Consider the following 14,400-nt stretch of genomic DNA (forward strand, 5'->3'; position numbering starts at 1 on the left):
AATTTGGTTACGAATTTTAAGTCCCCAATGACAGCACTTAAAATTGACTCAAAGAAACAGTAATTTGAGCTGTTATCGTATACAGAAACGAAGACTTATAAACTAACAGAGTTCCGGAAACCGTAGAGATCTCAGGGTTAAGCGATGATGCAAAATAATGGATACATGCGATATTTTACTAAAAAAAACTGCTACCCAAACCAGGCAAAGGCTATGGAGAAGATCCATTCTGCCCTCCTGAAAGAGAAAATAGTGCTTTTTGAAGGGGCGTGCGGTACAGGCAAGACCCTGAGTGCGCTTGCTCCTGCACTGCATGTGGGAAAGAAACTTAACAAGGTAGTAATTATAGTTACGAATGTCCACCAGCAGATGGTCCAGTTCATACATGAGGCAAGGGATATTAACAGGGACAACAGCATAAAAACAATCGTTTTTAAAGGCAAAACCTCAATGTGCCCTGATAATCTTGACTATGAAGAATGCCGGCTCAAAGGGGAAAATACCTATGACCTGCTTGATTTTGAGCGTGAGGTATCTTCAAAGGAAAAAGAACTCAAAGACGCCTTTGAAAAACATAAGAAATCAAAAGATCCTGCTCTTTATATTCTCAGGAACGAGCTTGAAAAAGAACTCGATGAAGCCCGAAAAAAGGCGCAGTCCCTGAGAAACCATTCCTGTCCGGGGCTTTACGAAGTCCTCAAGTCCGAAGGAACTGAATTTTCTTCCTGGCTCTTTTCGGATGTCAGGAGCCCCGAAGAAATTATGGAATATGCAGAGGACCGGGGCATGTGCGGGTATGAGCTGCTTAAAAAAGAGCTCAAGAACGCGGAACTTCTTATCTGTAATTTCCACCATGTGTTAAGTGCCGAGATCTTCATGACTCTCCTTAAATGGCTTGAAAAAGACCCCGAAGATGTTATTCTTATTTTTGACGAAGCTCACAATATCGAGTCTTCAGCCCGTTCACATTCCTCCATAATGCTTTCGGAATTGACTGTCGAAAAAGCCCTTTCCGAAGTCGGAGAGATTCCTGAGCCGGACAGTTCTCCGGTATTCGGGGCAGGTTCAGGGTCAGGTACGGGAATCCCTCTTGACCAGGACTATGCTTCCCGGCTCTATGCCAAAAGGCTTTTTTCCTGCCTTCTTAATGCTATCAGGGATATTTATGACTCAAAGCTGAAGTTCGGGGAAAGGAACAGGCTTGGAAAGAACTGGCAGGATATTCAGATAAGCGACCCTTATGAACGCCATGATGTGCTGAAGGCACGCTTTTTGCGGGATGCACAGAGAGAAGGGTTTGCAGACGAAGAAAAGGTACTGACCCGGCTGCGGGAAATCGGGGAGTTCGGAGGCAGGCTGGAAGAGATCTATGCCGAAAACTACAAAAAAGGGCTTCTTTCTGTCCCCAAGCGTTCCCAGATCCGATATGTCGCAGATTTTCTTTCTTCTTACCTTGTGCTCTCGGACAGGCAGAACTATTATCCGATCCTGAACATGCGCAGGGACTTTAAAAGTGACAGAGTGGTGGGCAGGCTTGAACTCTTCACCTGCATTCCTAAGAACGTAACTCAGCCTTTGCTCGATTCCGTTTATTCTGCAGTGCTGATGTCTGCTACCCTCAGGCCTTTTGAAATGGTCAAATCAACACTGGGTATTTCGCGGGAAGTGGAAGAAATCACCTTTGGGACTACTTTCCCGCAGGAAAGAAGGCTTACTCTGGCAGTTTCATTTCCTCCTCTCTTTGCAAAAAACAGGGACAGCCCGGAGACTCTGGAGGGTTTAAGAGAAGCACTTCTTGCTGCCACTGCCGCCTCTCCCGGAAATGTAATCATTTATTTCCAGAGCTATGCAGAAGCGCTTCGCTATACGAAGCTTCTTGAGCCTTACCTTTCGGTTCCTGTTTTCCTTGACGAAGTCGGAGTTTCAGCCCAGGGAATCAGGCAAAAGTTTTTCAAAATAGGGGAAGAGGGAGGAAAAGCAGTACTTATAACCTATCTCTGGGGAACACTGAGCGAAGGCGTTGATTTCAGGGATTCCCGCGGCAGGACTGTTATTGTTGTGGGTGTTGGATATCCGGCTCTGAATGACAGGATAAAGGCTGTCGAGTCTGCTTATGATACTGTTTTTGGCTGCGGGGAGGGCTGGGAATTTGCAGTCCAGGTGCCGACAATCAGGAAAGTGAGACAGGCGATGGGAAGAGTTGTCCGCTTTCCAGGAGATTTCGGGGTAAGGATACTCCTTGATGCCCGTTACCAGGGTTCCCAGATGCGTAAACTGGGTAAATTTTCGGTTTTCGGATATTTCCCGCCTGAAGAGAGCAAAGAGTTCATTGATGTGGCTCCAAAGGACATAGGGAGCCTGGTAGAAGAGTTCTTTGCAAATATAATGCCTTATAGATCCGAAATAAATGAGGAAAATAAAAAGGAGCCGGAGAAGCCGGCTTCAGGAAGGCTGGATTTCGGTAGCCTCGCAGAAAAACTCTGAAAGGAGAATTGCTTGATTACTCCGGCTTTCAAATTTACTTTCGTTGAATTCCTGATTTTTCTTTCTTTTTATTTTCTTACTTGTTTTTACTATTTTTTTTCTGCTTAACTGACTTCCTAACTGATTTCCTGAATGACTTTCCGACAAAGTTTCAGGCACTTTTGACTGTTATATAATTACCCTTTCCTCCTGAAGTACTTCCTGCCTCATTGGTTACTGTAATATATATTGTGTAAGTTCCCGGTTTTGTATATGTGTGTACCGGATTTCTTTCAGTTGAATACGTTCCGTCTCCGAAATTCCATTTCCATGCAGTGGGAGAGTTTGATGAATTGTCTTTAAATGATACGGTATGTGGTGCAGTTCCATTTCTCGGAGACCCCCAGTAGTTTAAGACTGGTTTTGCTACCACAGTTCCTGTCACTTTAATATAATTCGATTTTGTTACTGTATTGCTTCCTGCTGCATTGGTTGCTGTAAGTGCTACCGTATAATTTCCTGCTGAAGAATATTTATGCACAGGACTTTTGCTTGTTGAGTATGTCCCGTCCCCAAAACTCCAGTTCCATGCGGTTGGTGAACCTGTACTTATGTCAGTAAAGGTTACATTCAGTGGAGCACTTCCTGATGCTGGGGATGCCGAAAACGCGGCAACCGGCATTGTCGAACTGTTTCCTGTCACTGTTATATAGTTACCTTTTCCTCCTGAAGTGCTTCCTGCCGCATTGGTTACTGTAATATATATTGTATATGTCCCTGGTTTTGTATACGTGTGTACCGGATTCCTTTCAGTTGAATATGTCCCGTCTCCGAAAGTCCAGTTCCATGCAGTTGGCGAGTTTGAGGAGTTGTCTTTAAAAGATACTGTGTGTGGTACGGTTCCATTTCTCGGAGACCCCCAGTAATTCAGGACTGGTTTCGCTAAAGCTGTCCCTGCTACTGTAATATAATTCGATTTTGTTGCTGTATTGCTGCCTGCAGCATTGCTTACTGTAAGTGCTACCGTATAGTTTCCTGCTGTCGAATATATGTGCTTTGGATTCTTCTCTGTTGAAGAGTTTCCGTCTCCAAAATTCCAGTTCCATGTAGCTGGTGAACCCGTACTGGTATCATTAAACTGGACATTGAGCGGCACTTTTCCTGAAGTTACATTGCTGCTGAAGCTTGCAACCGGCTTTTGTACTGCTGTTCCGGTTACTACTATGTAATTCGACTTCGTTGCTGTATTGCTGCCTGCAGTATTGCTTACTGTAAGTGCTACTGTGTAGTTTCCTGCTGCTGTGTATGTGTGTACCGGATTCTTTTCAGTTGAGTATGTTCCATCTCCGAAACTCCAGTTCCATGCGGTTGGTGAACCTGTACTGCTATCAGTAAAGGTTACATTCAGTGGAGCATTTCCTGAGGTTGGGGATGCCGAAAACGCGGCAACCGGCATTGTCGAACTGTTTCCTGTCACTGTTATATAGTTACCTTTTCCTCCTGAAGTACTTCCTGCTGCATTGCTTACTGTGATATATATCGTGTAAGTTCCCGGTTTTGTATACGTGTGTACCGGATTTCTTTCAGTTGAATATGTCCCGTCTCCGAAAGTCCAGTTCCATGCAGTGGGCGAGTTTGATGAATTGTCTTTAAAGTATACGGTATGTGGTGCGGTTCCATTTCTCGGAGAACCCCAATAGTTTAAGACTGGTTTTGCTACCGCAGTTCCTGTAACTTTAATATAATTCAACTTTGTTGCTGTATTGCTGCCTGCAGCATTGCTTACTGTAAGTGCTACCGTATAGTTTCCTGCTGACGAATAAATATGCGCTGGGTTCTGAACTGCTGAGTATGTGCCGTCTCCGAAACTCCAGTTCCATGCAGTTGGTGAACCTGTACTTGCGTCATTAAACTGGACGTTAAGCGGTGCAGTCCCTGAGGTAACATTGCTGCTGAAATCCGCTTCAAGAGCTGACGGGCTTGAAGAAGTTACAAGAGGCAGGTAGTCCGAGTATATGCTGCTTGTTATATTGGTATATGGGGAATCGGAAATCCCATCTCCGTCTTTATCTGTAGCTTTATTGGAGAAGCCTGAACCATCGGGTTTGCCCCAGAAGTTTCCACCAATGTATGTCCCTCCAACAACGTTTTTACCTGCGGTTTTTGTGGTATTATAGGAATTCCCTATCCCGCTTTTGATTGTCATGTTAGTATTGTTGAAGTAATTGTCATAGATAAGGTTCCTGTCGCTGAGCCCGCAAACATACATGCCAGAAGCACTGTTTGAAGTTACAGTATTGCCTGAAAGCTTATTGTCGTCGGAAGATCCCACATGTATGCCGCGGTTATCATTATTAGCAGTATTTCCTGAGATTGTGTTAAGGCTGGAACTACCAAGATAAATCCCGTATGCTACATTATCTGTGACAGTGTTTTTCGAGATCGTACACCTGCTTGAGCTTGTGAGGCGGATTCCATATCCATTATTCGTAACTTTGCTTTTCTCAATTACACATTTACTGCATTTGTACAGGTTAATTCCTGCGTAACTGGATCCGCTTCCTGTAACTTTGATCCCGCTAATTGTAATATTGGGTGCCTGCAAAAGGATCGCGTCTCTTGAGTTTTTGGATTTTATTATTGTATCATCAGGATTTTCGGATTGTGATCTTATCGTAATGTTTCCTTTGGTTATGTTAAGGTTCTCAGAATATGTCCCGGGTTTCAGGATTATTGTATCGCCTGAATTTGCATTGTTTACTGCAGTCTGTATTGAGCTTCCAGGCTGGATAACTATCTCAGCCGCTGATCCGGCTCCTGAAATTAATACTAAAACAAGAAAAATTCCCAGTAAAATAGTAAATATGTTTTTAATTTCCAATTCCTCCATCCATTAAAGAAAGTAGGGGGTGAAATCCGTAGCAAGAACTAAATTTATGTTTAGGACTTACGCACTTGAGGATTAGAATCATGATCAATAGACCTTGCAGTTAAATCGTCTATTTAGACAGTTGAAGGTTTAGAGCTGTTGTTTTTCAGTTCAACCGCGTAAGTCCTAATGTTATTAGTAATCTATGTAAACCACATTTACTGTGCAACGAATACACTAATGTAAATCTAAGTTAACTGAGCTGAATCTGCCTGTAATCCCACGAAAAGTTACCGTGTAAATCACTTTAATTTCGAGAGAATAATATAAGCAATATAAGTATACTGATTTAAACTATTACTTTACAAAAAAAGAAAAAAAGGTATACAGATCCTTGAATTAATAGTTTAATTGTACACTGAACATTTAATTATTGAGCCTATCCCAAAACTTTTAAAATTATGTCTCTGAAATTCATTCTTAATAGACGGTTTTGGATGAGCTCATAAGCAATTTTGAGTTCTGTGATCAGCTCATTAAAATAGCCAGTTTTTTGCTCCACATGTTAATATTAAATTTTTATAAAGAAGTAAAATTCTATACTGGCTTTCTTCCTGCTACGTTTACCCATGCTATTATTTGGCTGCAAATAAAGAAAAATGGAATGCTTTGATACATTCCAGTCTCATTTCTTCATATTTTTCAGCGCCAATCCGATTACTCCCAGAGCAACGATCACAATCACCATACTTAACATGATGTCGCTTCTGCTGTTCTTATCGGACTCAGGTGCCCTGGCCTCATTCTTTTCGGATTGAATCTCACCCACAGACCTTTCTTCGGCAGGGAGCTGAGTATTCTCTTCCGCTATTTCCTGGACAGCTTTACCTGTTATCGCAAATGACCCATAGCTGGAGACCTCTGCTGTGAAGTACAGGTATTTATCGTCTTCTTCTGTCAGATCAGCTGGCAGCCCGGTCCAGATGCCATCTTTACCGTCATGCTTGTCCTTATCCTCATACCTGTTAAGGGTGATCGACTTCTGTTCTACATTTTTATTCTGCAGCCAGGCCTTTTCAACCTTAAAACAGATCACAGGCTTTTCTATATTTTTGGAAGTTGCATACCCGCTGTTTCCTACCCATACGTTAAAGGACTTATATACCTCTCCTTCGGGCAGTTTTGGGACAAGTGCTGACTTATTTTTTAGCTGCTCAGCAATGGTTGTAGTCTTGCCTGCGTTTTTGACTGCATCAAAACCTACATACACTACACATGTGGCATTCTTAGTAAAATCAAACTTTACAGCCTTGCCATTCGTGATAAAGACCTGAGAGAGTTCCTTAACCTCTACGTTCTTTGCAGGCTCGGGAGATCCGCCTCCTCCGCCTCCACCGCCGCTGCTTCCACCGCTGCTTCCTCCATTATGCTCCCTGTCCACGTCTATTGTAATGGTTTTTGAAGCTGTGCCATTCGCATTGGTTGCGGTTAAGGTTACTTTATAAGTCCCTGGGAAGGTGTACACATAAACTGCTGTACTGGTATCTGCATCAGTCCCTCCGTCTTCATTAAAGTCCCAGCCTATCCGGGTCGCATCCTGTGAGCGGTCAGTAAAAAGAACTGAGAGTGGAGCATACCCGCCTGTAACATTAGCTTCGAAATCTGCAACAGGAAGGCCTTCTTTTTCCGGCTCCAGCACTTTTATTTCTCTAGTTTCCGAATCCGTACCGTTTACATTACTTACTGTCAGGGTAACAGTATAGTCTCCTGGAGCTTCATAAACATAAACAGGATGCTGGACTGTAGAATCGGGACCTCCATTATTGTCAAAGTCCCAGCTCCATGAAACTGCGTTCTGAGACAGATCGGTAAACTGGACTGCAAGAGGAGCAGACCCCTGAGTAGTATTGGTGCCGAAATCTGCAACAGGAAGAACGGTTTCGGAGTTTGCTAAGACTGTAATTGTACTGGATTTTGAAGTCTCACCGTTTTCATTGCTTACTGTCAGTGTTACAGTGTAATCTCCTGCTGTGGAGTATGTATGTACAGGGCTCTGGTCTGATGAACTGTTTCCATCTCCGAAATTCCAGTTCCATGCAGTGGGGTTTCCTGTGCTTTTGTCAGCAAAAATTACATCCAGCGGTGCATTTCCCGAAGTAACACTGCTGCTGAAATCTGCTGTCGGAGGCACGGGACCGGGTGAGCTCGAAGGATATGCTAGGGGCAGGTAGTCCCAGTGTGTGTTGTCACCCGGTAAGCGGTATGATGAATCTGAGATCCCATCTCCGTCCTTATCTACTGCCGTATCGGAAAAGCCTGTACCATCAGGTTTTCCCCAGTAGTTCCCGCCGATGTAAGAGCCACCAATAATATTGGTGCCTTCTGTTTTTGTAATATTATAAGAATTTCCGGATCCGCCTTTTACGGACACTTCGGCATTATTGAAATAGTTGTTATATATCGTATTATGGTTGCAAACGGTACACTCATAGAATCCTAATTCACTGTTAAAAGTAACTTTATTACCTGAAATTGTATTATAATTAGAGGAACCGAGATAGAGACCACGAGTGCTGTTATTAGCCGTATTCCCTGAAATTATATTGCTGCTGGAACCTCCAATGTAAATCCCATATGCTGTATTATCTGTGACTATATTGTTTGAGATTGCACACTTTCTGGAACTTCCAAGGCGAATTCCATATCCATTATTTGCAAGTTTGTTATTCTCAATTATACAGTTAGTACAATTGTACAGATAAATGCCAGAATAGCTGGATCCGCCTCCGACAAATTTGAGTCCGCTAATTGTAACATCAGATGTATGCACTAGGAGTGCGTCTCTTGAGTTTTTAGCTTGAATTATCGTATTATCAGGATTTCCGGACTCTGACCTGATTGTAAGATTACTTTTAGTTATGTTGACATTTTCTGTGTAGGTCCCGGCTTTTATGATTATTGTGTCACCTGGACCTGCACTGTTAACAGCAACCTGTATAGAACTTCCTGGCTCGACGATTATATCAGTTGCTGATCCAGTTCCCGAAATTAATAGCAAAAGGAATAGTGATAAAATAAGCAATTTATTTTTAATTTTAATCCCTCCATCCACTCAAGATATTTGGGGGTAAAATCTGTAACGGATGAATTGATTTGCTGGTACAGTATGAATTCATGATACCAGCAATATAAAAACTTATTATATATATCAATCGCTGATTTTTTATTACCAGATTTACGCCTCAACTCCAAACTTTTACTAAATTGGGAGATATGCGAAACAATATAAATATACTGATTTAGATTAATTCTTTTTAATAGAACTAGATAAACCTGATTCCGGTAAAAGGTCAGACAATGCCTTTCTTAGCAAAAAAATAAACCGCTTATTTTTTGACAGTTTGTTTTACTGATAAACAGGTTCTTTTTTAACTTACTGTTTTCCCTTCAAATAGCACTGAATTTTAAAGATTATTCTTCAAAATTATCACGGAGTTAACTTTAAATTATAAGAGGGAACAAAAATAGATAACAGGGATTACTTAATAAGAGCTACTTTGCTACTCAATTCATTATATTTGGGAAATTAACCTGTGTCTGGAATTCCAGGCTCAGGTGAATCAAGTATAATAAAAGTAGTAATATAATAGTTGTGAACTTGGAATATAATGAAAGATGGATAACATTTATTATCCATCTAAGCAAATGATAACATACCACATCGGGGGATAAAAAAGATGGGCGTAGAAGATACAATTAAACAGATTGCATGCGAACTTGAGAAAATAGCAACCACGAAAACAGTTGTTGGAGAACCTATCACAGCTGCCGGAAAAACAATTATTCCTGTTTCCAAACTTACAATGGGTTTTGGAGGCGGAGGTGGGGAAGGTAAGAAGGAGACCGAATCCGGATATGGCGGCGGCGGCGGTGCAGGTGCTAAGATAGAGCCTATTGCTTTTATCATGCTTTCCGAAGACGATGCAAAAATCTTCAGGATCTCTGAGAAAGGCGATATAGGATCAATTTTCGGTTCCATTCAGGAGGCAGTCCCTGACCTTCTGGATAAACTCAAAGGCAAAACCGGGAAAACTAAAAAAGAAGAAAAAACCGAAGAAAAAATAATCATAGAACCTGAAGTCCGTGAAACGGAAGTTAAAGAGCAAACAGAAACCTACGTTGAGAAAAAGGGCTGCGTCCACTAAATTCCTTCTGGTTAAACCTGTTCATGGATTTCTCAGGAACCGGACCGAAAGACTAGGACATAAGAGGATAATCAGTATTATCCTTCTTTCAACCTGTTTAGCATGCTTGCCATATATCTCATCATCCTGGTTTTTTTACTTATTCTATTTGTACTTCTTACAGCAATAGTGCTTACTTTCAAGCTCAAAGTCCTGAGCCTGGAAGGAAACAACGAACTGGGAGGTACATTTACAGTTAAATGGCTGTTTTTCTCACGTACTTTTTTAATCGGAGGGCCAGAAGAGGGAAAATACCCTTCTGAAGAGATGAGTACAGAGGTCCAGAATCGTGAAATTATTGCGAAAACAGAAGAGGGCAAAGCAAGATCTCAGCAAACCGAAATCAGAGAAAAGGATCTGGACGCAGAATATTATACACAGCCAGGAAAAGTCAGAAAACCTATAGAAGAAAAGCCTGGAGAGGAAACAATAATTCTTGAAGGTAAAGAGAGAATCGAGGTTAAAAAAGAGGCGCCTGTCAAAAAGAAAAGAAGTATATTTGATCGGATTAGAAGAAAAAAGATAGTCAGCGAGGAAAGTGAGGTTGAAGAGAAGGAGGGCATGACTTTCAAAGAAAAGCTTCACTGGGGCCTTGAGGCTTACAAAGCTCTTAGAAAACCTCTGTTCCGTTTGCTTTCCGATATGCTTAATGCAATAAAAATCAGAAAACTGAACGCCGACCTTACTTTTGGGCTTCAGGACCCTGCGGATACGGGGATGCTTTGTGGGTTAATACATGCCTTCCTGGGGACGGTTTACAGCCGCTGCCGGAGCTGTAGTTTTTCTGTCTGCCCTGTTTTTATGGATTCACTGCTGGATTTCCGGGGGAGCGCGGAGATCCGTGTAAAATTATATTCACTGATTTTTCCAGTCATTAAATTTATATTAAACTGGAAAACTTTATCTTTTACTTATTTGATTGTTAAGGAAAAACTTCGGGGTAGTTCGAAGATAAACTCCTAAGCTTTATGAATAAGCAATGAGGATACAGATGAATATGATTAATGTGGTGTCTCCATCCAGACTGCATCTCACCCTTATCGATCTCAATGCAGAGATTGGCAGGGTCGATGGAGGAGTAGGAATCACTCTTGAATCCCCCAGCCTGGAAATTTCTGCCTCTGAAGCGGATACTGTTGAAGTTGTGGGTTCTTCTCTTCTCGCAGGCAGGATGCTAAAAGCAGCAAAAGCTGTGCTTCCACCAGGAAAAGGGGTAAAAATCCTTATTAAAAAGGATCTTCCTGACCATGTGGGGCTTGGGTCTGGAACCCAGGCTGCACTTTCTGTAGCTGCAGCCATAAACGAGATTTACGAGCTTGGCAGAAGTGTCAGGGAGCTAGCAGTTGCCGTAGGCAGGGGAGGGACTTCCGGAATAGGGGTTGCTGCTTTTGAAAATGGAGGCTTTATCGTGGACGGAGGTCACAGGTTCAGGGATAAAGGTGCATTTTCTCCATCTGCGGCCAGCCGTATGCCTCCCGGACCTGTACTTTTCAGAAGAGCATTTCCTGACTGGAATATTGTCCTTGCAATCCCCAATACTAAAGGAGTTCATGATGCTGAAGAAGTTGATATTTTTAAAAAAGTTTGTCCCATCCCTTTAGCAGAAGTTCAGGAGATCTCCCACGTAATCCTCATGCAGATGCTTCCTGCCCTTATTGAAGAAGATATTGATAGTTTCGGCAGGGCAGTCAACCACTTCCAGACTGCAGGTTTCAAAAGGCGGGAAGTCGAACTTCAGCCCCAGCCTGTGCTTGATGTCATGAAATACATGCAGGATAATGGAGCCAGCGGTTCAGGAGTAAGTTCTTTCGGGCCGGTTGTTTATGGAATTGTTGAGAGCCCTGGAGAAGCCGGAAAACTCCAGAAAGAAGTCCAGCGCATGCTAAATGACTCGCTCGGTGGAGACGTCCTCCTCACAAAGGGAAGGAACAGGGGCGCGGATATCTTCGGAGGCTCCGATTGAAAATCAATACCTGGTTTGGAGTTCTTGAGCTGGGCAGTAGCGGAAAACTGCTTGCTTCCGAACTTTTCCCAAAGGATGTGAGGGAGCTTGCCCTCCATTTGCTCTCTTTGAGGAATAAAAGGCAGGATATGCCGCCTGAGGGTTTTGACCTGAAAACTGCAGCTATCGAGTCTGGCTTTGCAGATTCTTATTCCGAATACTATTCCCTTTTGCATGAAGTTACTCTGGAAACCGTAAAACTTCAGGTTTCAGAGTCTCTTACTCCTGATCAACGTGTTATTCAGGCAGTAGAAGCTCTGGATGACATTAATGAAACTGCAAACTCCCTTTCCGAAAGGCTTTTTGAATGGTATGGAGGCTATTTCCCGGAAAGCGGGCTCAGCGGGGAAGCACTTTCGGTTTTTATCACAAAATACGGTTCACGAGAAAATGTTCCTCCTGAAGATCCTCTTTATTTAAAAGCCCAGAATTCTATGGGTGCAAAACTTGAATCTGCAGATGAATCTCTTCTTAAAGGTTTTGCGGAGAGCGTAAGCAGCCTCTATGAACGGAGAAAACAAATTGAAGCTTACATTGAAAGCAGCATGGAAACTCTTGCTCCCAACCTTACCATGCTGGCTGGTCCTATGCTCGGCGCAAGGCTGATAAGCATTGCGGGCAGCCTTGATAAACTCGCAGCTTTTCCTTCAAGCACTGTCCAGGTAATAGGGGCAAACAAAGCTCTTTTCAAGCACCTGCGTGCCCGTGCTCCTTCCCCCAAACACGGTATAATCTACAGCCATCCTCTTATCAACACTTCCCCCTGGTGGTTGAGAGGAAAAATAGCAAGGGCTCTTGCGTCAAAACTTTCCCTTGCTGCAAGAATTGATTTTTATTCTGCAAAAAAAGATGCTTCACTTGAATATGAACTGGAGGAAAAGGTCCGGAAAATCAGGGAAGCAAACCCAAAGCCTCCTCAAAAGCGACAGGAAGGCAAGGCAAAGCCAAAAAAGAAGAGGAGGAAGTAAATGCCCGAAATAAGGCCGCTCTCAGAAGGAATTTTTGAGGTCACGAAGGATAAAAAGCAGCTTTCCACTCTTAACCTCGACCCCGGAAAAGTCGTGTATGGAGAAAAGCTGATTTCAGTTGAAGGGACCGAATACAGGACATGGGATCCCCGAAGAAGCAAGCTTGGAGCCATGATTCTCAAGAAATTTGATACACCTCTAAAAAGGGATTCAAAGGTTCTTTATCTCGGGGCTGCTTCAGGCACAACGGTCAGCCATGTCTCTGACATCGTTTCCGAAGGGGCAGTATATGCTGTTGAATTTGCTCCAAGAAGCATGCGCGACTTCATAGGACTTGCTTCCAGGCGCAAAAACATTTTCCCTATTCTTGCTGATGCGGGAAAGCCTGACAGTTACGCACATATTGTTGAGCCTGTGGACCTTATCTTTCAGGATGTTGCCCAGCCCAACCAGGCAGAGATCGCTACAAGAAATGCTGCCCGTTTTTTGAAAAAAGATGGGTATCTCCTGCTTTCTATCAAGGCTCGTAGCATAGATACTGCGGCAAGCCCGAAAGAGATTTTTAAAGAAGAGGTAAAAAAACTTGAACAGGCTTTTGAACCAGGATTCGAAATTTTGACTGCCAGGGATCTTATGCCTTACCATGAAGACCATCTTGGAGTGCTGGCAAAATTAAAGGCATAAATTCTATTTTGAATCCTGTTTTTACTTAAATCCCATTTTTACTTTAATCCTGTTTTTTTAAATCCTGTTTTTCAAAGAGGTTAATTTTTTTGGCATGAGTTTTTTGGCAATCTCTTTGATAAGGACTCTTTGGTGGTAGTATGAAGCTATTTTCGTAAAGTACTGAAGACGTGATTTCCATAAAGGTCAGGTATTAAAAGCTAATTCGGGAAGGGATTTTTACTTTCTTATAAAGGGATGTTTACCTTCTTATATTTACAAATAACCTCTTTTTTGTGACCGGTATCAGCTTCTTCCACTCAACAACTGAATCCTCATAAAACTCGTACTCATCAACTGTTTTATCCGAGAATTTGCCATCCACTTCATACACATAAAAGCCTTCTTCCTCATCTGTAGACACAACTTTTATCCTGTCTCCAATTCTCTTTACTTCAACAGCGGCTACACTTTTCAGGGCTTCTAGCAAATTAGTGCCTTCTTCTACCTCAATATGCCTTTTTTCTGCGAAGCGGTCAAGGAAAGAATAGACATTGCTTAGCTTTATGCCTATCATATGAGTATTTCCAAACTTTTTCCTTTCTATAAGCTCGGCTTTTTCCAGGACTTTCACATGCTTAGCAGCTACAGGTACGGATATCCCTATTTCCCTGGCAAGACCGGAAATATGTTTATCTCCTTCACTTAAACTCTCAAGAATTGAAAGCCGTGTATCGCTTGAAATTGCTTTAAAGAGGTTTTCTCTGCCTCCGTTAATTCCTGAACCTCTCATAACACTTGCTACCATGATAATCTTCTATTTTACCTCAAATACTTATAATTATTGCCGTCATAACACAAGTAAAGTATATCTTCCTTTTTATTGATGCCCTTTTTATTTGGTTTTATGGCAAATTCTCTTTAGTTTTCACTCAAGTATTTCTTATCCATCTAAATTATAAGCCAGTTCACAGAGGAAATTTTCACATAATTGTTCTTAAATTATGTTTTTAATTTGCTATTACTCTTTATCCGATATTTTTTTAAAACTAATTTTATTTTTGTGAACTTTCACATCCATCTCTTTACTTTTACAATTATCTATTCTAACTATTCGCAGCCAGGAAAAGGAAGTCAAGCTTTCATCTAAAAAACAGCTATAAAAGGGCTTGTTATGCGGATAGATAACAA

The 14,400-nt window shown here is 42.1% G+C and carries 9 protein-coding genes; 6 read left to right on the forward strand and 3 right to left on the reverse strand.

Features of this window, described 5'->3' with window-relative positions; all coding sequences use genetic code 11:
- Nucleotides 1–144 precede the first annotated feature (144 nt).
- The gene (locus RSJ42_RS17515) at nucleotides 145–2,484 is read left to right on the forward strand and encodes an ATP-dependent DNA helicase (RefSeq protein WP_410508507.1); all 2,340 of its coding nucleotides are present in this window, start codon (nucleotides 145–147) and stop codon (nucleotides 2,482–2,484) included.
- Nucleotides 2,485–2,635: 151 nt separating this feature from the next.
- On the opposite strand, the gene RSJ42_RS17520 is transcribed toward RSJ42_RS17515, so the two are convergent.
- Together RSJ42_RS17520 and RSJ42_RS17525 are read right to left on the reverse strand one after the other, a co-directional pair.
- Nucleotides 2,636–5,344 carry a PKD domain-containing protein gene (locus tag RSJ42_RS17520; RefSeq protein WP_410508508.1) on the reverse strand — a complete coding sequence of 903 codons (2,709 nt, stop codon included), beginning with the start codon at nucleotides 5,342–5,344 and terminating at the stop codon, nucleotides 2,636–2,638.
- Nucleotides 5,345–6,017: 673 nt separating this feature from the next.
- Nucleotides 6,018–8,390 (reverse strand): PGF-pre-PGF domain-containing protein, encoded by a 2,373-nt coding sequence (locus RSJ42_RS17525; RefSeq protein WP_410508509.1) that lies wholly within the window; start codon nucleotides 8,388–8,390, stop codon nucleotides 6,018–6,020.
- A 679-nt stretch (nucleotides 8,391–9,069) separates the two neighbouring features.
- Here RSJ42_RS17525 and RSJ42_RS17530 point away from each other — a divergent pair.
- The 5 genes from RSJ42_RS17530 to RSJ42_RS17550 all read left to right on the forward strand — a co-directional run bounded on the left by RSJ42_RS17530 (nucleotide 9,070) and on the right by RSJ42_RS17550 (nucleotide 13,230).
- Nucleotides 9,070–9,537 (forward strand): GerW family sporulation protein, encoded by a 468-nt coding sequence (locus tag RSJ42_RS17530; protein WP_410508510.1) that lies wholly within the window; start codon nucleotides 9,070–9,072, stop codon nucleotides 9,535–9,537.
- 102 nt (nucleotides 9,538–9,639) lie between these two features.
- Entirely contained in the window at nucleotides 9,640–10,539 is a 900-nt protein-coding gene (locus RSJ42_RS17535) for a DUF2953 domain-containing protein (protein WP_410508511.1), read from the forward strand.
- A 34-nt stretch (nucleotides 10,540–10,573) separates the two neighbouring features.
- Nucleotides 10,574–11,539 carry a beta-ribofuranosylaminobenzene 5'-phosphate synthase gene (locus RSJ42_RS17540; protein WP_410510415.1) on the forward strand — a complete coding sequence of 322 codons (966 nt, stop codon included), beginning with the start codon at nucleotides 10,574–10,576 and terminating at the stop codon, nucleotides 11,537–11,539.
- On the forward strand, nucleotides 11,536–12,546 hold the full coding sequence (locus RSJ42_RS17545; RefSeq protein ID WP_410508512.1) for an NOP5/NOP56 family protein: 1,011 nt from the start codon (nucleotides 11,536–11,538) through the stop codon (nucleotides 12,544–12,546). The genes RSJ42_RS17540 and RSJ42_RS17545 overlap by 4 nt, the downstream gene beginning before the upstream one ends.
- Nucleotides 12,547–13,230: a fibrillarin-like rRNA/tRNA 2'-O-methyltransferase gene (locus RSJ42_RS17550; protein ID WP_410508513.1), complete on the forward strand. Its 684-nt coding sequence runs from the start codon at nucleotides 12,547–12,549 to the stop codon at nucleotides 13,228–13,230.
- Nucleotides 13,231–13,471: 241 nt separating this feature from the next.
- Here RSJ42_RS17550 and RSJ42_RS17555 read toward each other — a convergent pair whose 3' ends face one another.
- Nucleotides 13,472–14,017 (reverse strand): ArsR/SmtB family transcription factor, encoded by a 546-nt coding sequence (locus tag RSJ42_RS17555; protein ID WP_410508514.1) that lies wholly within the window; start codon nucleotides 14,015–14,017, stop codon nucleotides 13,472–13,474.
- Nucleotides 14,018–14,400 lie beyond the last annotated feature (383 nt).

It is taken from the genome of Methanosarcina hadiensis (assembly GCF_046529725.1).
Lineage (GTDB): Archaea > Halobacteriota > Methanosarcinia > Methanosarcinales > Methanosarcinaceae > Methanosarcina > Methanosarcina hadiensis.